The following is a 19,308-nucleotide window of genomic DNA, read 5'->3' as shown; positions in this document are numbered from 1 at the left end:
TTTATCCAGTTTTGAACGAACAAGCATCGTTCTTACATAGTCTGGTGACGAAGGCGAAGAGGTCACACCCGTTCCCATCCCGAACACGGAAGTTAAGCTCTTCAGCGCCGATGGTAGTAGGGGGCTTCCCCCTGTGAGAGTAGGACGTCGCCGGGCAAAGGCCATCCCTGTAGGGATGGTTTTTTGTGTTTAATAATTAGTTTTTATAAAACCTTATTAAGTGTAAAGGGCACTTGGCACGAAAGGGCAAGTGGAAAATAACAGGGGTTGGACCGCGACTCGCGATAAATGATTTTTATTAAAAAAGGTGTTCAAGTGCTCAAGAATCCGGCCAGAAGTTTAAGAATTCGTATTCGTGCTCAAAAATCTTGCTCGACGCTCAAGAATCCGTATTCGGGCTCAAGAATCTGGTTCGATGCTCAAGCATTCGTATCCGCGCTCAAGAATCGGGCCAGGTGCTCAAGAATCCTTATTTGCGCTCAAGAATCTGGTTCGATGCTCAAGAATTCATATTCGCGCTCAAGAATCGCGTTCGACGCTCAAGAATTAGGATCTACGCCCAAGAATCAAATACTGTACTCAACAATCCTTATTCCGCGTCCAATAACTATCTAATTAGGTATCCAAAGAGTTTTAGTGAAGATTAGAAAATAAAAAAGAAAATCGATTATAAAAGTATTGCGTTTTAAAAGATGAGGTGTTATAGTAAATAACGTTGCACTTCTGGTAACTAAATAACCACTTCGAAACAGCGAAAAACTTTTCGGGAAAAGTTGTTGACATCGAAATTGCAACGTGGTATTATATAAGAGTTGCTTCTAACGGAGCAACAAACAAATGAACCTTGAAAACTGAACAGCAAAACGTCAACAAATAAAGTTCTGGAGCCGACCCCGTCGGTAAAAAGAACAAAACGAATCTTCGGATTCAAAATTGACATCTTAAATGATGCCAGCAAGAAACTCGAGCTATTCGAATTTCTCTTTTATGGAGAGTTTGATCCTGGCTCAGGACGAACGCTGGCGGCGTGCCTAATACATGCAAGTCGAGCGGATTGAAGGGAGCTTGCTCCCTGATATTAGCGGCGGACGGGTGAGTAACACGTGGGCAACCTGCCCTGCAGATGGGGATAACTCCGGGAAACCGGGGCTAATACCGAATAATCGGTTCTTCCGCATGGAAGAACTCTGAAAGACGGTTTCGGCTGTCACTGCAGGATGGGCCCGCGGCGCATTAGCTAGTTGGTGGGGTAACGGCCTACCAAGGCGACGATGCGTAGCCGACCTGAGAGGGTGATCGGCCACACTGGGACTGAGACACGGCCCAGACTCCTACGGGAGGCAGCAGTAGGGAATCTTCCACAATGGACGAAAGTCTGATGGAGCAACGCCGCGTGAGCGAAGAAGGTTTTCGGATCGTAAAGCTCTGTTGCGAGGGAAGAACAAGTACGGGAGTAACTGCCCGTACCTTGACGGTACCTCGTTAGAAAGCCACGGCTAACTACGTGCCAGCAGCCGCGGTAATACGTAGGTGGCAAGCGTTGTCCGGAATTATTGGGCGTAAAGCGCGCGCAGACGGTCCTTTAAGTCTGATGTGAAAGCCCACGGCTCAACCGTGGAGGGTCATTGGAAACTGGAGGACTTGAGTACAGAAGAGGAAAGTGGAATTCCACGTGTAGCGGTGAAATGCGTAGAGATGTGGAGGAACACCAGTGGCGAAGGCGACTTTCTGGTCTGTAACTGACGTTGAGGCGCGAAAGCGTGGGGAGCAAACAGGATTAGATACCCTGGTAGTCCACGCCGTAAACGATGAGTGCTAAGTGTTAGGGGGTTTCCGCCCCTTAGTGCTGCAGCTAACGCATTAAGCACTCCGCCTGGGGAGTACGGCCGCAAGGCTGAAACTCAAAGGAATTGACGGGGACCCGCACAAGCGGTGGAGCATGTGGTTTAATTCGAAGCAACGCGAAGAACCTTACCAGGTCTTGACATCCCGCTGACCGGCATGGAGACATGTCTTTCCCTTCGGGGACAGCGGTGACAGGTGGTGCATGGTTGTCGTCAGCTCGTGTCGTGAGATGTTGGGTTAAGTCCCGCAACGAGCGCAACCCTTGATCTTAGTTGCCAGCATTCAGTTGGGCACTCTAAGGTGACTGCCGGTGACAAACCGGAGGAAGGTGGGGATGACGTCAAATCATCATGCCCCTTATGACCTGGGCTACACACGTGCTACAATGGACGATACAAAGGGCTGCGAACCCGCGAGGGGGAGCCAATCCCATAAAATCGTTCCCAGTTCGGATTGCAGGCTGCAACTCGCCTGCATGAAGCCGGAATCGCTAGTAATCGTGGATCAGCATGCCACGGTGAATACGTTCCCGGGTCTTGTACACACCGCCCGTCACACCACGAGAGTTTGTAACACCCGAAGTCGGTGGGGTAACCCTTACGGGAGCCAGCCGCCGAAGGTGGGACAGATGATTGGGGTGAAGTCGTAACAAGGTAGCCGTATCGGAAGGTGCGGCTGGATCACCTCCTTTCTAAGGATAATTACGGAATATGAACCTCCGGTTCATACGTTGACGTTTTGCGTTCAGTTTTGAAGGTTCATCTTCTATGATGACTTTCAAAACTTGTTCTTTGAAAACTGGATAAAACGACATTGAAGCAACAAAACATCAAGTAATCAACCGAGTCGATCACTTTGTGATTGAACAATTGCAATACTTTTTAACGTGTCTTCAATCTATATCGCTATAGATTGTTGCACAAGCAGGTTAAGTTAGAAAGGGCGCACGGCGGATGCCTTGGCACTAGGAGCCTATGAAGGACGGCACTAACACCGATATGCTTCGGGGAGCTGTAAGTAAGCATTGATCCGAAGATTTCCGAATGGGGAAACCCACTGCCCGTAATGGGGCAGTACGTTCACGTGAATACATAGCGTGAACGAGGCACACCCGGAGAACTGAAACATCTAAGTATCCGGAGGAAGAGAAAGAAAAATCGATTCCCTAAGTAGCGGCGAGCGAAACGGGAAGAGCCCAAACCAGGAAGCTTGCTTCCTGGGGTTGTAGGACACTCTATACGGAGTTACAAAGGGATGGATTAGACGAAGCGACCTGGAAAGGTCCGCCATAGCGGGTAAAAGCCCCGTAGTCGAAAGTCCATCCCCTCCAGAGTGGATCCTGAGTACGGCGGAACACGTGAAATTCCGTCGGAATCCGGGAGGACCATCTCCCAAGGCTAAATACTCCCTAGTGACCGATAGTGAACCAGTACCGTGAGGGAAAGGTGAAAAGCACCCCGGAAGGGGAGTGAAAGAGAACCTGAAACCGTGTGCCTACAAGTTGTCAGAGCCCGTTAATGGGTGATGGCGTGCCTTTTGTAGAATGAACCGGCGAGTTACGATTCCATGCAAGGTTAAGCAGAGAATGCGGAGCCGCAGCGAAAGCGAGTCTGAATAGGGCGAATGAGTATGGGGTCGTAGACCCGAAACCAGGTGATCTACCCATGTCCAGGGTGAAGGTAAGGTAACACTTACTGGAGGCCCGAACCCACGTACGTTGAAAAGTGCGGGGATGAGGTGTGGGTAGCGGTGAAATTCCAATCGAACCTGGAGATAGCTGGTTCTCTCCGAAATAGCTTTAGGGCTAGCCTCAAACGAAAGAATCTCGGAGGTAGAGCACTGTTTGGACTAGGGGCCCATCCCGGGTTACCGAATTCAGACAAACTCCGAATGCCGATGATTTATGTTTGGGAGTCAGACTGCGGGTGATAAGATCCGTAGTCGAGAGGGAAACAGCCCAGACCGCCAGTTAAGGTCCCCAAGTATCCGTTAAGTGGAAAAGGATGTGGCGCTGCCCAGACAACCAGGATGTTGGCTTAGAAGCAGCCACCATTTAAAGAGTGCGTAATAGCTCACTGGTCGAGTGGCGCTGCGCCGAAAATGTACCGGGGCTAAACGGATCACCGAAACTGCGGATTGACACCTTTGGTGTCAGTGGTAGGAGAGCGTTCCAAGGGCGTCGAAGCCAGATCGTAAGGACTGGTGGAGCGCTTGGAAGTGAGAATGCCGGTATGAGTAGCGAAAGAAGGGTGAGAATCCCTTCCACCGAATGCCTAAGGTTTCCTGAGGAAGGCTCGTCCGCTCAGGGTTAGTCGGGACCTAAGTCGAGGCCGAAAGGCGTAGACGATGGAGAACAGGTTGATATTCCTGTACCACCTCCCCGCCGTTATCAGCAATGGGGGGACGCAGAAGGATAGGGTGAGCGCGCTGTTGGTCATGCGCGTCTAAGCAGTGAGGTGTGGAACGAGGCAAATCCCGTTCCTATAACATTGAGCTGTGACGGCAAGGGGAATTTTCCCCGGAGTCCCTGATTTCACACTGCCAAGAAAAGCCTCTAGCGAGGCGGGAGGTGCCCGTACCGCAAACCGACACAGGTAGGCGAGGAGAGAATCCTAAGGTGATCGAGAGAACTCTCGTTAAGGAACTCGGCAAAATGACCCCGTAACTTCGGGAGAAGGGGTGCTCTGGTAGGGTGTTAAAGCCCGAGAGAGCCGCAGTGAATAGGCCCAGGCGACTGTTTAGCAAAAACACAGGTCTCTGCAAAACCGTAAGGTGACGTATAGGGGCTGACGCCTGCCCGGTGCTGGAAGGTTAAGAGGAGAGGTCAGCGCAAGCGAAGCTTTGAATTGAAGCCCCAGTAAACGGCGGCCGTAACTATAACGGTCCTAAGGTAGCGAAATTCCTTGTCGGGTAAGTTCCGACCCGCACGAAAGGCGTAACGATCTGGGCACTGTCTCAACGAGAGACTCGGTGAAATTATAATATGCGTGAAGATGCGCATTACCCGCGACAGGACGGAAAGACCCCGTGGAGCTTTACTGTAGCCTGATATTGAATTCCGGTGCAGCCTGTACAGGATAGGTAGGAGCCTTGGAATCCGGAGCGCCAGCTTCGGAGGAGGCAATGGTGGGATACTACCCTGGCTGTATTGGACTTCTAACCCTTGCCCGTGATCCGGGCAGGAGACAGTGTCAGGTGGGCAGTTTGACTGGGGCGGTCGCCTCCTAAAGTGTAACGGAGGCGCCCAAAGGTTCCCTCAGAATGGTTGGACATCATTCGTAGAGTGCAAAGGCATAAGGGAGCTTGACTGCGAGACCTACAAGTCGAGCAGGGTCGAAAGACGGGCTTAGTGATCCGGTGGTTCCGCATGGAAGGGCCATCGCTCAACGGATAAAAGCTACCCCGGGGATAACAGGCTTATCTCCCCCAAGAGTCCACATCGACGGGGAGGTTTGGCACCTCGATGTCGGCTCATCGCATCCTGGGGCTGTAGTCGGTCCCAAGGGTTGGGCTGTTCGCCCATTAAAGCGGTACGCGAGCTGGGTTCAGAACGTCGTGAGACAGTTCGGTCCCTATCCGTCGCGGGCGCAGGAAATTTGAGAGGAGCTGTCCTTAGTACGAGAGGACCGGGATGGACACACCGCTGGTGTACCAGTTGTCTTGCCAAAGGCATCGCTGGGTAGCTATGTGTGGACGGGATAAATGCTGAAAGCATCTAAGCATGAAGCCCCCCTCAAGATGAGATTTCCCATTACATTTGTAAGTAAGATCCCTCAAAGATGATGAGGTGGATAGGTCCGGGGTGGAAGCGTGGCGACACGTGCAGCTGACGGATACTAATCGATCGAGGACTTAACCTTAAAGTTATGAAGTACGGTTGAACTTGAAGTCGCAACAATGTCTTTTTTATCCAGTTTTGAACGAACAAGCATCGTTCTTACATAGTCTGGTGACGAAGGCGAAGAGGTCACACCCGTTCCCATCCCGAACACGGAAGTTAAGCTCTTCAGCGCCGATGGTAGTAGGGGGCTTCCCCCTGTGAGAGTAGGACGTCGCCGGGCACATGCCATTCCCTAAGGGGAATGGTTTTTTTGTATTCAAATTAATGTAAAACCGAAGGTTGATTTCGTAACATCCGTTCCCATTCCGAACACGGAAGTTAAGCTCTTCAGCGCCGATGGTAGTAAAGCGGCGCAGCCGCTTTGCTTAATTTACACCGAAGGTGCAAATTAAGCAGGGAAATGGCTTCCCCCTGTGAGAGTAGGACGTCGCCGGGCACATGCCATTCCCTAAGGGGGATGGTTTTTTTGTATTCAAATTAATGTAAAACCGAAGGTTGATTTCGTAACATCCGTTCCCATCCCGAATACGGAAGTTAAGCTCTTCAGCGCCGATGGTAGTAAAGCGGCGCAGCCGCTTTGCTTAATTTACACCGAAGGTGCAAATTAAGCAGGGAACAGGCTTCCCCCTGTGAGAGTAGGACGTCGCCGGGCACATGCCATTCCCTGTGGGGGATGGCCTTTTTTTGCCTCAAATAACTTTAAATTGTTTAAACCATAAGATGAGCAAAAGTGCTTTAAACCGAGCATAACTGACTTGAACTTGAGCAATACATATCCTGACTCGAGCAAAACTATACCTATATAGACACCTATCCCCTCCTATAGCACTTCAGAAAAGTCTCCTTATTGCGTTCCTATTTCCAGTAGTTCATTATTAGAATAATAGACATAGAACGGGGGAGTGGTTATGAAAAGTTTCTCTCTTTTTTTATTCTCCTTAGTGCGGGTTGTCATGTTAGTTATTTTAAGTTGTTATTTTCTTCAAATGACGGACGGTATAGAGGATTTTCGGACCTTCTATATAATAGTCGCCATCCCAATATTTATAACGAGTCATTTTATTCAAATGGCAAACGTCCGAGAGAAGATAAGGATTCTTTGTTCATCAATTGACTTTATCGTCATTACAGGATTTGGCCTTTTATTTTCCGAAAGTGGATATTTGTATTTGATATTTTTCGGAGTGCTTTCAACTACTATTTTCTTGCTATATGACCGTAAGAAACTGTTTTGGTTATTTTCAGGTGCCTTTGCTGCTGTGTGGATACTGATCAGTTTGCGGTTATATGCCCAAACTAACATATTTTCTGTTTCAAGTAATATCGTCAATGGCATGTTCGTTTTTTACGGTGCTTTTGTTGGTGGCTTAATTCGAAATTTCCATAGTGCAAAGGAAACGATTGCGTTGCAATATGAGCAATTGAATGAGTCGCATGGGGCTTTGCAGGCTGCCCATCATCTATTGAAGGACTATGCAAATCAAGTGGAAGAGTTGACTGTTATTCGTGAGAGAAATGAGATTGCGCGGGAGATTCATGATACGGTTGGCCACAAGATGACGGCCTTAATTGTCCAATTGCAAGTTGCAAGCGAAATGGCATCACGGGATTCCGGAAAGGCAAAAGAGGTTATAGCTGTTTGTGAGCAGTTGACACGGGATGCTCTTCATGAAATCCGAATGTCTGTAAGGACATTAAAGGAGGACCACGAGGAGTCTTCTTTTCAAGAGGTACTACAAGGGATCTTAGAAGAGTTTTCTACAATGACGCTTATGGAAACTCAGTTAGTTGTAGTTGGGGACACTGCTGAAATCCCGATGTCCGTGCAGCCTACAATAAAAAGAATTGTGCAGGAAGGATTAACGAATGCAAAAAAGCATGGGAATGCGGATACATGCATCGTGAAAATTCATATCTTCGAAGAAGGGGTCAGCATAGAAATTAAAGACGATGGAAGAGGAGAAAAGAATATTATACCTAATTTTGGTTTAATTAATATGAAAGAGCGCGTTGTGGAGCATGGGGGTTCATTCAGAATTGAAAGTAATGAAGGAGAAGGCTTTGAAATCAATGTTTCTATTCCCTTTCAACGAATTGCTACGGGGGTGACGGGTTGATAAAAATCATGATTGTCGATGATCAGCCATTGGTGAGGGAAGGGCTTAGTACGTTGCTTGGTTTGCGCCCAGAAATTGAAGTAGTAGGAACCGCGATGGATGGGAAAGATGCTATGGAAAAAGCGTTAAAACTCCGGCCAGATATTGTTTTAATGGATATTCGGATGCCTAAGGTGAATGGGGTTGAAGGAACAAGACTTATAAAGGATTCTCTTCAAGATGTGAAAGTATTGATACTGACGACGTTCAATGATAGTGAATACATTTTCGACGCGCTTGAAGAAGGGGCGAGCGGATATTTACTGAAGGATATGCCGACGGATACGATTGTTCAGGCGATTCTTACGGTCCATCATGGCGGTGTTGTCCTACCGAAGGAATTCACCTCACAAGTACTGACAGAGCTGAGGGGGCACAATCAAACAAACACAGCGGAATTGCCTGCAAAGCTTAAGGAGTTATCAGATCGGGAAGTAGAGGTATTGACCCATTTAGGAGAAGGGCTGAACAATCGGGAAATTGCGGATGCATTATTCATTACCGAAGGGACGGTCAAAAATCATGTCTCCAATGTAATTCAAAAGCTTGGACTTCGTGACCGGACACAGGCAGCCATTTATGCTGTCCGTTATGGCATTACCACGTTTTAACATTACTTTTTTCATAGACCTATGAAAAGCGGCATATCAATGCCGTTTTTTTTATGCCTTCAAAATCTACCTCACGCTCGATGAAAAGTTGAAGCTTCCACAATAAGATAAAGGAAAGAAGGAGGCTACAGATAATGCTTACACTTTCGAATGTAAAAAAGAGTTTCGGTGCGCATGAAGTCATCAAGGGGGTTTCATTTCAAGTCGAGAAAGGTGAATCGTTTGGATTGTTAGGACCGAATGGGGCAGGAAAGTCTACACTTATTTCTATGATTTGCGGACTCGTTCCGTCCGAATCAGGGGAGATTCTTGTGGCCGGAAAACAGGTCGGGAAAAATTTGAAGGACATTAAACAGATAATAGGGGTCGTGCCGCAGGATATTGCGCTTTATCCAACAATGTCAGCGCTCGATAATCTTGTTTTTTGGGGGAAAATGTACGGTCTTTCTGGAAAAGTCGCCAAAGCCAGAGCAAAAGAAGTGTTAGAGATTGTCGGACTAACCGAACGGGCGAAAGGGCGTATCGATACTTTTTCAGGCGGTATGAAGCGGCGCATTAATATAGGGGCTGCTCTCATGCATCGTCCGCAGCTCCTCATCATGGATGAACCGACAGTCGGCATTGACCCTCAATCAAGGAATCATATTTTGGAAACGGTCAAATCATTGAATGGGCAGGGTATGACAGTCATTTACACAAGCCACTACATGGAAGAGGTAGAGTACCTTTGCAGGCGGATTGCGATAATCGATGAGGGGAAGCTCATCGTAAGCGGTACGAAAAGAGATTTGAGCAATAGATTGGCAGGAGGCACCGTATTGAAACTAACGGTGGATTCGCTACGCCCTTCATTTATAGAAAGTCTAAAACGGTTGGATGGAGTGGAAAGAGTAATCGTGCGCCATGAGGAAATCGATGTTCATTTGCAATCAAAAATGGAAATTGTGGCGGATGTGATTCTGCTTGCAGGACGGTCGGAAGTGGCTATTCACAATTTGAAGCTTCAGGAAGCGAATTTAGAGACATTATTTTTGCAATTGACTGGACGGTCTTTGCGTGAATAGGAGGAAGAAGAATGAAAAGCCTTTTGATAGCCGTTAAAGATGCGAAAATCCATTTAAAGGACCTGAAGGCCATTCTGATGATGATCATTATGCCCATTTTGCTGACCGTCATTTTGGGTTCGGCCTTAAAAGGCGTTATGGGTGGAGGAAGTATGCCCGAAACGATTTTAGGCGTCTATACATCTAAGTCTAATGCGATGTCGGAAGGCGTGATTCGGACCTTAGGTGAAAACGGACTCGCAATTACGGTAGAGCAGGCAGAGTCAGAGAAACAGCTGCTTGATTGGTTGGATGGTCGGGAGATTGATGTAGCATTGCTATTGCCGGAAGGATGGGGAACCGATACACATCGAGCCATCGTCATGCCAATCTCCGGGCAGGAAACAGCGGCGACACTCATTCAGCAGATGATTGAAACGTTCGCCCAAATGTCGCATGCAATTACAAATTCGACCACTACAATTATGACGGAAGCTGCAGTGTTGTCTGCGGATGGTGACTTGATTGATATGGAAGCAATCCAAAATGATCTTATAGCTTCAATTGAGAACGTGATGCAGGAACAACGGACGTATGTTAGTGAGCCGGCGGAAGAAGAAATGGTGACTTCCATGCAGTATTATGCCGCAGCTATGGCGGCGATGTTCCTATTATTTAATTCGATGGCAGGTGGAAAGTCATTTCATCAGGAAAGGGGAAGCGAAACGTTGGCGCGGTTGATGATGACACCGATTTCCTCGCGTACAATACTTGTTGGGAAGTTCATCGGCACATGTCTATTTGCTTGGATTCAATTTTTAATCTTCATTGGGGCAACGTATTTTCTATTAAAAGTCGACTGGGGTCCGTCTCTCCTGCAAATCCTCTTCATCACCTTCTTTTATATCTTTTCGGTAGCTGGATTAGCGATGGTTGTAGCCGCCTTTACGGCAAGTGAAAAAATGGCGGATGTCGTTGGAAGTATGGGAGTCCAAGTACTTGCGCTGTTAGGTGGATCGATGTTGCCCTTATCTTTATTCCCAGAGGTGATGCGGAATATTGCCACCGCCATACCGAATTCCTGGGCACTGTCAAGCTACACAGCAATCATGACAGGAACCACCTGGTCAACTTTATGGTTGCCGGCAACTGTTCTCCTTGGTATAGGAACTGCGGCCATTCTTATTAGTTCAATCCGGCTAAACCGGCGGATTGTATAGGAGGTATGCATGATGAATAAAATCTTAACGATATGCCTTTTTGAAATTAAACGCACATTCAAGAAAAAATCGTCGATTGTCCTCATGTTAGGGATGCCGCTATTATTCACCTTCCTGTTCGGAAGTATATTTGGAAAAGACACTGATATGTCATTCCGAATTGCGTTGGTGGATCAGGAACAATCGGAATTTTCAAGAGGCATCGTTCAAAAATTAGTGCTTGATGAAATGATTTCGTATGAGCTTGTTGAGTCTGTTAATGCGGATGAGTTGTTGGCGAATAAAGAGGTGTTAGGTATTATGACGCTAAAAAAAGGGATTGCACAGAAGCTGTTAGATAGCGAACAACCAATTAGCTTTCAACCTTCATCCAATATGGCGACAGCGCCGCTTGTTAAACAACAGGTGAATCAGACGATGCAAGCCGTAGAAATATACGTGGCGGCGTCGCAGGTAGGCGGTTCTTATTTCAATAAAAGCTGGGAATCCGTCTACAAAGGGCTCAATCAGAACGAAGGGATGATTCAAACATGGACCGAACAAAGAACAATCGGTGGTACCTCTAAGAACCCAATCATGGGCATCTCATATAGCTCCGCAGGATTTTCAATTATGTTCGTTATGATTATGATGCTTTCGATGACGGGCACATTGATCGAAGCGAGGCAGGACGGAATCTGGTCGAGGCTGTTTACGACGCCCGTCACCCGTTTCCAAGTGATGCTTGGTTATTTCCTATCTTTTTTCACTGTCGGCTGGATACAGTTTTTCCTTCTTATTGCATTATCGTCAGCAATGTTTGGCGTGGACTGGGGATCACCGGTTGCATTGCTTCTTCTCATCACGTCACTGTTACTCTGTGTTGTAGGTCTCGGAATGGCGATTGCAAGTTTCGTAAAGACTGTCGAGCAGCAAAACGCCATCGGTACATTGGTGATCATTTCGACTTGCATGTTAGGTGGCGTCTATTGGCCGATCAGCATGGTGCCGGACATTATGCAAAAAATTGCTAACTTCGTCCCACAAACGTGGGCTATGGAAGCATTTACGACGTTGATTTCCGAAAACGGCTCCTTCACGGATATCATCATGCCCCTCTCTGTGTTAGTCGGTTTTGCTATCATATTCCTCTCAATTGGACTATCAAGAATGAAATATGTGTGACGATATAATTTCCACACTATAATCTCACCTTCCTTTATAATAGAGGTAGCAAAGGAAGTGGAACGTTACATGAATCAAAATAATCGCCCGCTTGTTGAGGCGTTGGAATATTTCAAAGAACGCACCCCGGTATCATTTCACGTGCCGGGGCATAAGCATGGTCTTTTATCCAGCTTGCCAGAAGGGATGCGGCAAGCTCTTTCGTATGATTACACGGAGCTCACAGGACTTGACGACCTCCATGAGGCGGAAGGGATCATTCAGGAAGCCGAAAGCCTGTTGTCCGCACTTTACAAGTCAAAAAGGAGCTTTTTCCTCGTGAATGGCTCCACCGTAGGAAACTTGGCAATGATTCATGCCGCTTGTGGAATAGGTGATACGGTAATCGTACAGCGCAATGCACATAAATCGGTGTTCCATGCGATTGAAATGACGGGTGCACGTCCAGTGCTCCTATCTCCACCTTGGGATATGCATACAAGGACACCGGGCGTCTTAACGCAGGAGCAGGTGGAAAAGGCACTCACTGCATATCCGCAAGCGAAAGCCGTTATCCTTACGTACCCTACGTATTATGGTGTTACGGGGGAGGAGTTGGAAAAGATCATTGAATTATGCCATGCCTGCTCCATCCCCGTCCTTGTCGATGAAGCGCATGGGGCTCATTTCATAGTTAGTGAGCCGTTCCCGCGCTCCGCAATTGAATTAGGCGCTGATATCGTCGTGCATTCAGCACATAAGACGTTGCCTGCCATGACGATGGGATCATTTTTACACATCCGATCTGAACTGATTTCCGAAGAGAAAATCGCATATTATTTACAAATGCTACAGTCCAGCAGTCCATCGTATTTACTGATGGCCTCTTTAGATGACGCAAGGGCCTACGCGGCATCCTATAGGGAAAGTGACAAGCGAAGATTCATGGAATTACGCTCTTCATTTATTCAGGAATTGAAGAAAATCAACCATATGGAAATTGTGGAGACGGACGATCCTTTAAAGTTATTGCTCCGCTATGCAGGCCACTCCGGCTTTGCCTTGCAAGCAGCATTCGAATCAGAAGGGATTTATGCAGAACTTGCAGATCCTTACCAAGCTCTACTTATTTTACCGTTATGGAACAGAGAATCTAATCCCCCTTTAAAAGAATGGAAGAAAAAAATGATTGCAGCAGTCACCAACTTGGGTAAAGTAGATGATAACCCTGCTTTCTTAGACATGGTTACCTGGCCAGACGGAATCTCCGTGCTTGCAATCCCTCCGTATGAATTAGTCAACATGGAGACGGAGTGGATATCTATAGATAACGCGGCAGGACGCATCGCAGCTGCATCTTTAATCCCTTATCCTCCCGGAATTCCATTGATGATAAAAGGTGAAAGAATCACGGAGCACCATATCAGGGCATTATCTGCTTTAATAGAGGCAGGAGCAAGATTCCAAGGTGCGATTCACCTTGAAGATAAAAAGTTGTTTGTATTGAAATGAACTTCGGAGGAATTAATCATGTCAAAAGGAAAATTTATCACATTTGAAGGTCCTGAAGGTGCAGGAAAAACAACTGTGATTGCAGAAATATATAAGAGAATGCAAAAGGAAGGATTGGAAGGGATCCTAACCCGTGAGCCGGGTGGCATCCGCATCTCCGAAAAGATCCGGGCCATCATTTTAGATAATGATCATCAGGAAATGGACGGCAGAACAGAGGCCCTCCTCTATGCATCAGCACGTAGACAGCATCTTGTCGAAAGAATCATCCCTGCGTTACATGAGGGGAAAATCGTCCTTTGCGACCGCTTCATCGACAGCTCACTCGCCTACCAAGGCCATGCAAGGGGGCTTGGTATGGACGACGTCATGTCCATCAACGCATTCGCAATAGGAGAAACAATGCCCGACGTAACCATCTTCTTCGACATTTCACCCGAAGATGGCTTACAACGAATTGCACAAAGCGGAGTTAGGGAACAAAATCGTCTCGACAATGAAGCCCTACAATTTCATCAAAAAGTCTACGAAGGCTACAAAATATTGCTAAAACAATACCCAAATCGCATCATCAGCACAGACGCATCACTCCCATTATCAGAAGTAACAGAAAATGTTTGGAAAATTATAAGTTCTCAACTCATTTCTCAAGACAATTCGTGATATAATATGAGAGAGGGTTTTTTGCAACCCTTTAGATGTGTCTGCTTTTGTTAAGTATACACCGTTGATTGGAACGGAAGGTGGCGACTCCTGCCGGAATAGCATGAGCTGAAGACCCCGCAACGAAGCGAAGCGTAGTGAGGAGGCTGAAGCCATGCCGGCGGAAAGCGTCCACCTGAAGTGTAAATCAACAGTACTTATTTATTGATAAAAAAGAAAAGCCAAAAGGAGAGGGTACCGTGAAATTGATAGTGGCAGTTGTACAAGACCAAGACAGCAACCGTTTATCGGCAGCTTTAACAAAAAATGATTTCCGGGCTACAAAATTAGCCAGTACAGGGGGATTTCTACGGTCAGGAAACACGACATTCCTTATCGGAACGGATGACAGCCTCATCCCAAAAGCTTTAGAATTAATTCGTGAAAATTGCCGATCGCGTGACCAAATGGTTGCACCCGTATCACCGATGGGAGGCAACGCTGATTCCTACATCCCCTACCCAGTAGAAGTGGAGGTCGGCGGTGCAACGGTATTCGTCTTACCGATTGAACAATTTCATCATTTCTGAGAAATAAGGTGGAAATAGTTATGAAAGTGAATGGAGACCATCGGACGGGACTCGACAATCTGCGTAACGACCCCTTACGTTCTCCGCAAGGAAATGTCCGATTCGGCCAAATGGTCCTGAAACAGGAAGAACGCTTGCATTCTGAACAGATGACAAGACTTTTAGGTGACATTTCTTCCGCCGGAGACCGTCTAACCCGTTCACGGAATCTAAGAGACATGGCAAAATTCAAAATGCTCGTCCGCCGTTTCCTAAAAGAGACAGTCGACTCGGGTATGGGATTGAAACAATCTCATACATGGAACCAGTATGGTGAAGGGCGTGGATTGAAAATTATCCAAACGGTTGACGAAAAGCTTCTTGAGTTGGCCGAAGCATTATTGGACGAAGAACAGACTTCCGTTGAGTTATTAGGGAAAATCGGAGAAATCAAAGGATTACTCATTAACTTATATACATGACCCGTGTTTTTGTAAAATTTAAAAACACGGTTTTTTTGCAGCAGGAGGTGAAGGCATGGAAGAGACGGGTGCTGATATCAAACAACGGCAAAAAGCTGTTATTGATAGATTGGAAGCAACATTTCGAAACAACCGGATTGGCCATGCCTATCTATTCGATGGTGACACAGGAACCGGAAAGGAAGCAGCTGCTCTCCATTTTGCGAAACTGATGCTTTGTGAACAGCCCGTGAATGCTGTTCCATGTGAAACATGTCATGCTTGCAGACGGATTTCTTCAAAAAGCCATCCGAATGTAACAATGATTGAGCCGGACGGCCAAGACATTAAGAAGGAACAGATGTCATCCTTGATCATGCAAATGACAAGGAAGGGGTATGAACCGGGACGTAAAATCTACATCATTTCCCGTGCAGACCGAATGAATGTGGCAGCAGCTAACACGTTGCTGAAATTCCTTGAAGAACCTGAAGGAGAAGTGACCGCAATATTATTAACCAGTTCCTATCAATCTATATTGCCGACCATCCAATCACGGTGTCAGAGGATTACATTCCTTCCCCCAAGAAGGGAAGAAATGATTGCAAAGCTTGTCGACTCAGGTATAACTGCATCTATGGCGTCAACGGTTACGATGATGACTGCAGATGTCGAACAGGCAAGGTTGTTAGCGGAAAATGATCAATTTGCACACATGCGAAAAACAGTGTTAAAATTAATAGAAGCATCAGATCGCCATGTGAATGAAGCGCTTCTATTCATCCAATCTGAATGGGTTCCAACAATTAAAGAGAAGGAAGACTTGGAATGTGCTCTCAACTTGCTTCTCTATGCATACCGTGATATTGTTTCGATGAAAGCGGGATTGCAATCGGAAATGACGTTTCCCGATCAGCAGCAGATTTTCCGTGGCCTCTCAATGAAGATGACATATAGCCAGTTATCGGCCAGTATGGAAGCGGTTCTTCAAGCGAAGAAAAAGTTGTACAGTAATATGAACCGTACACTTTTGATGGAACAACTGGTGCTTAATTTGCAGGAGGGGTTAATGCTTGTATAATGTTGTAGGTGTCCGCTTTAAAAAGGCGGGTAAAATATATTATTTCGATCCTCTCGATTATCCTCTCGACGTTGACGATTATGTTATCGTAGAGACGGCTAGGGGAATCGAATATGGTAAAGTTGCTATTCCGGTGAAGGAAGTCGATGAGAATGATGTCGTCTTGCCACTAAAGAAAATTATCCGCAAAGCGCTAATCGAAGACCAGATCCAGGTGGAAGAGAATCAGATGGATGCTGAACAGGCTTTCGGAAAATGCTTGGAAAAAATACGCGAGCATGAGTTGGATATGAAGCTCGTCGATGTGGAGTATACATTCGATCGCAATAAGATCGTCTTTTATTTCACAGCGGAAGGTAGGGTTGACTTCCGAAATCTTGTAAAGGACCTCGCAGCAATTTTCCGTACCCGTATCGAACTTCGCCAAATTGGCGTCCGGGATGAAGCGAAAATGCTTGGAGGTATTGGCCCTTGTGGAAGGATGCTTTGCTGTTCCACATTCCTTGGAGACTTTGAGCCAGTTTCCATTAAGATGGCGAAGGATCAAAACCTTTCACTTAATCCATCGAAGATTTCAGGCTTATGTGGTCGGCTTATGTGTTGCCTGAAGTATGAAAACGATGAATATGAAGAGGCGAAAAACCTCATGCCGGATATCGGAGAAAGGGTGCAAACCCCTGAAGGACCTGGTAAAGTGGTTGGCTTGAATCTACTTGAAAGAATTTTACAAGTAAATTTAGTGGATCAGGAACATGTCTTAGAATATTCATGGGAAGAAATTGAAAGCCAAAAGAACGTGGAAGCTCAATTGACGAAATGATGAGGTGAACAAGTTGAAAGAAGGGAACTTTCTCGACAGGGTAATGGAATTTGAGCAACAGCTTGAATCCATGCATGAGCAATTCCGGGAACTAATGGGATTTGTAGCTAAGATGACGGAAGAGAACCACTCACTTCAACTAGAAAACCATCATCTCCGGACCAGGCTTGAAGAATTAAATGAGAAAACCGAAACATTGAGTGAACAACAATTAGTTGAAAAACCCCGAAGAATCGACATCGGTGAAGGGGTGGACAACTTGGCACGGATATATAATGAAGGATACCATGTCTGCAATGTTCATTATGGCAGCAGCCGTAAAGGGGAAGATTGCTTGTTTTGCCTGTCCTTCCTAAGTAAACAACATGCTTGAAAAGAGCCGATCCTATTTTGTGTAGGCATCGGCTTTTTTCTATGGATTGAGGGAGTAAAAAATGGAGAATTTATTAAAAGAAGACGAAAGACTTGATTATTTATTGGCAGAAAATCTACGGATCATCCAAAGCCCATCCGTGTTTTCCTTTTCACTCGACGCCGTCCTGCTTGCAAAATTTGCTTATGTCCCGATTCGTTCCGGTAAGATTGTCGATTTATGCGCAGGGAACGGAGCGATCCCACTGTTTCTCAGTGCTCGAACAAATGCGGACATCGTGGCGGTTGAACTTCAGGAGCGCCTATCGGATATGGCCGAACGAAGTGTAGCCTACAATGGATTAGATGAAAGAATACGGATTGTGAATGATGATGTCATTGGCATTGCCACGAAAATCGGCTATGAAAAATACGATACAGTGACATGCAATCCGCCTTATTTTCCTGCAATAGAAGCAAGTGAAAAAAACTTGAAGGAACATGTCGCTATTGCACGGCATGAAATTCATTTAACCCTTGAACAAGCCGTGCAATCCGCAAGCGAACTATTGAAACAAGGAGGCAAGGCGGCATTTGTCCATCGTCCCGGTAGACTTTTAGACATCGTAACGGCAATGCGCGCAAACCGACTTGAACCGAAACGAATCCGTTTTGTCTATCCGAAAGAAGGAAAAGAGGCAAACACATTACTGATAGAGGGCATTAAAGATGGTAAGCCGGATTTAAAAATTTTAGCGCCCTTATATATATATGGCCCTGATGGGGAGTATACGGAGGAAGTGAGGACATTACTATATGGACAAAGGGATTGAACATATCTTCTATGTCCTTGAATGCAAGGATGGCTCATACTATGCCGGCTACACGAATGACCTAAATAAGAGGCTGCGCGTCCATAATGAAGGCAAAGGCGCAAAGTATACACGGGGTAGGCTTCCTGTCCAATGCATTTATACGGAAGGCTACGAAACAAAACGTGAAGCAATGCAAGCGGAATATCAGTTTAAGCAATTAACCCGAAGCGCAAAGGAACGCTATTTAAGGAAGGGGCAGGTTACGGATGCAATCACAAAAAAGTGCTGAAACGGGCAATGCAAAGCTGTTTTTGGTTGGCACCCCGATTGGGAACTTGGAAGATATGACTTTCAGAGCAATACGGGTGCTACAGGAGGTCGACATCATAGCGGCAGAAGATACAAGGAATACTATTAAACTTTGCAACCATTTCGATATTAAAACTCCATTAATCAGCTATCATGAGCATAATCTTGAAAAGGGTGGGGAAAAGATTCTCTCGCTATTAGCCGAGGGCAAACAAGTTGCATTAGTAAGTGATGCAGGAATGCCGTGTATATCTGACCCTGGTTATGATATCGCTGTAAAAGCGATTGAGGCCGGGTATGATGTTGTCCCTATTCCAGGGTCGAATGCGGCTATAAGTGCATTAGTCGCATCGGGAATCCAAACACAGCCGTTTACCTTCTTTGGATTTCTTTCAAGGCAGAAAAAGGAGCGTAATGAACAACTACGTAAGCTTAAGCAAAAGGAAGAGACTTTGATCTTTTATGAAGCCCCTCATCGTCTTAAGGAAACAATCCGTGCAATTGCCGATGCATGTGGAACCGCCCGTAAAGTTGTTTTGGCTAGGGAATTGACAAAAAGGTATGAGGAATTCCTGCGCGGAACATTGGCGGAGGCGGTTTCTTGGGTCGAGACGAATGAGCTCCGTGGAGAGTTTTGTATTATCCTTGAAGGCAATCAGGATGGGGAGGAGAATCAGGAGGAAAGCTGGTGGAAAGACATTAGCATCCTTTCCCATGTAGAATTATTAATGGAGAAAGAACATATTACCTCAAAGGAAGCAATCCGTTTGGTAGCATTGGAACGTGGATTGGCAAAACGAGAAGTCTATCAGGAATATCATGTGAATGAATAACAAAAATCCAGAACTCAATAAGGGTTCTGGATTAAAATTACTATTGTTAGTATAAT

General features: G+C 46.2%; 16 protein-coding genes and 4 rRNA genes. All 20 read left to right on the top strand.

What is annotated here, in order from left to right; all coding sequences use genetic code 11:
• Window positions 1-40 precede the first annotated feature (40 nt).
• The 20 genes from rrf (NSQ43_RS02090) (at window position 41) to rsmI (ending at window position 19,252) form a co-directional block, all read left to right on the top strand.
• Window positions 41-156, top strand: a 5S ribosomal RNA gene (gene rrf, locus NSQ43_RS02090).
• 132 nt (window positions 157-288) lie between these two features.
• Window positions 289-615 (top strand): hypothetical protein, encoded by a 327-nt coding sequence (locus NSQ43_RS02085; RefSeq protein ID WP_339252618.1) that lies wholly within the window; start codon window positions 289-291, stop codon window positions 613-615.
• A gap of 369 nt (window positions 616-984) precedes the next feature.
• Window positions 985-2,536: ribosomal RNA gene (locus NSQ43_RS02080) — 16S ribosomal RNA — on the top strand.
• 235 nt (window positions 2,537-2,771) lie between these two features.
• Window positions 2,772-5,705: ribosomal RNA gene (locus tag NSQ43_RS02075) — 23S ribosomal RNA — on the top strand.
• An 85-nt stretch (window positions 5,706-5,790) separates the two neighbouring features.
• A 5S ribosomal RNA gene (rrf, locus tag NSQ43_RS02070) occupies window positions 5,791-5,906 on the top strand.
• The 16S, 23S and 5S rRNA genes sit together here, the layout of an rRNA operon.
• Window positions 5,907-6,594: 688 nt before the next feature.
• Complete coding sequence (locus tag NSQ43_RS02065; protein ID WP_339252616.1) at window positions 6,595-7,803, top strand: sensor histidine kinase; 1,209 nt, start codon at window positions 6,595-6,597, stop codon at window positions 7,801-7,803.
• Complete coding sequence (locus tag NSQ43_RS02060) at window positions 7,800-8,453, top strand: response regulator transcription factor (RefSeq protein WP_339252614.1); 654 nt, start codon at window positions 7,800-7,802, stop codon at window positions 8,451-8,453. Before NSQ43_RS02065 ends, NSQ43_RS02060 begins: the two co-directional genes overlap by 4 nt.
• 134 nt (window positions 8,454-8,587) lie before the next feature.
• Window positions 8,588-9,517 carry an ABC transporter ATP-binding protein gene (locus NSQ43_RS02055; protein WP_339252612.1) on the top strand — a complete coding sequence of 310 codons (930 nt, stop codon included), beginning with the start codon at window positions 8,588-8,590 and terminating at the stop codon, window positions 9,515-9,517.
• An 11-nt stretch (window positions 9,518-9,528) separates the two neighbouring features.
• The gene (locus NSQ43_RS02050) at window positions 9,529-10,716 is read left to right on the top strand and encodes an ABC transporter permease (protein ID WP_339252610.1); all 1,188 of its coding nucleotides are present in this window, start codon (window positions 9,529-9,531) and stop codon (window positions 10,714-10,716) included.
• A gap of 12 nt (window positions 10,717-10,728) precedes the next feature.
• Window positions 10,729-11,880: an ABC transporter permease gene (locus tag NSQ43_RS02045; RefSeq protein ID WP_339252609.1), complete on the top strand. Its 1,152-nt coding sequence runs from the start codon at window positions 10,729-10,731 to the stop codon at window positions 11,878-11,880.
• Between the two features lie 69 nt (window positions 11,881-11,949).
• Complete coding sequence (locus tag NSQ43_RS02040) at window positions 11,950-13,371, top strand: aminotransferase class I/II-fold pyridoxal phosphate-dependent enzyme (protein WP_339252608.1); 1,422 nt, start codon at window positions 11,950-11,952, stop codon at window positions 13,369-13,371.
• 18 nt (window positions 13,372-13,389) lie between these two features.
• Entirely contained in the window at window positions 13,390-14,034 is a 645-nt protein-coding gene (tmk, locus tag NSQ43_RS02035) for a dTMP kinase (protein ID WP_339252607.1), read from the top strand.
• Window positions 14,035-14,273: 239 nt separating this feature from the next.
• On the top strand, window positions 14,274-14,603 hold the full coding sequence (locus tag NSQ43_RS02030; protein ID WP_147060307.1) for a cyclic-di-AMP receptor: 330 nt from the start codon (window positions 14,274-14,276) through the stop codon (window positions 14,601-14,603).
• Between the two features lie 20 nt (window positions 14,604-14,623).
• Window positions 14,624-15,064, top strand: a complete 441-nt coding sequence (locus tag NSQ43_RS02025) for a YaaR family protein (RefSeq protein ID WP_339252600.1) — start codon at window positions 14,624-14,626, stop codon at window positions 15,062-15,064.
• Window positions 15,065-15,119: 55 nt separating this feature from the next.
• Window positions 15,120-16,124: a DNA polymerase III subunit delta' gene (holB, locus tag NSQ43_RS02020; protein ID WP_339252598.1), complete on the top strand. Its 1,005-nt coding sequence runs from the start codon at window positions 15,120-15,122 to the stop codon at window positions 16,122-16,124.
• A complete protein-coding gene (locus NSQ43_RS02015) occupies window positions 16,117-16,944 on the top strand; it encodes a stage 0 sporulation family protein (RefSeq protein ID WP_339252596.1) in 828 nt (275 codons plus the stop codon). The genes holB and NSQ43_RS02015 overlap by 8 nt, the downstream gene beginning before the upstream one ends.
• Before the next feature lie 13 nt (window positions 16,945-16,957).
• A complete protein-coding gene (yabA, locus tag NSQ43_RS02010) occupies window positions 16,958-17,317 on the top strand; it encodes a DNA replication initiation control protein YabA (RefSeq protein ID WP_339252594.1) in 360 nt (119 codons plus the stop codon).
• A 61-nt stretch (window positions 17,318-17,378) separates the two neighbouring features.
• Entirely contained in the window at window positions 17,379-18,128 is a 750-nt protein-coding gene (locus NSQ43_RS02005) for a tRNA1(Val) (adenine(37)-N6)-methyltransferase (RefSeq protein WP_339252592.1), read from the top strand.
• Window positions 18,112-18,399, top strand: a complete 288-nt coding sequence (locus NSQ43_RS02000) for a GIY-YIG nuclease family protein (protein ID WP_339252590.1) — start codon at window positions 18,112-18,114, stop codon at window positions 18,397-18,399. Before NSQ43_RS02005 ends, NSQ43_RS02000 begins: the two co-directional genes overlap by 17 nt.
• Entirely contained in the window at window positions 18,377-19,252 is an 876-nt protein-coding gene (gene rsmI / locus NSQ43_RS01995; protein WP_339252588.1) for a 16S rRNA (cytidine(1402)-2'-O)-methyltransferase, read from the top strand. The genes NSQ43_RS02000 and rsmI overlap by 23 nt, the downstream gene beginning before the upstream one ends.
• Window positions 19,253-19,308: the final 56 nt, after the last annotated feature.

This window comes from Sporosarcina sp. FSL W8-0480, from assembly GCF_037963765.1.
GTDB lineage: Bacteria > Bacillota > Bacilli > Bacillales_A > Planococcaceae > Sporosarcina.
Note: the sequence above shows the minus strand (reverse complement) of the source record. Positions and strands in the feature narration are given on the sequence as shown.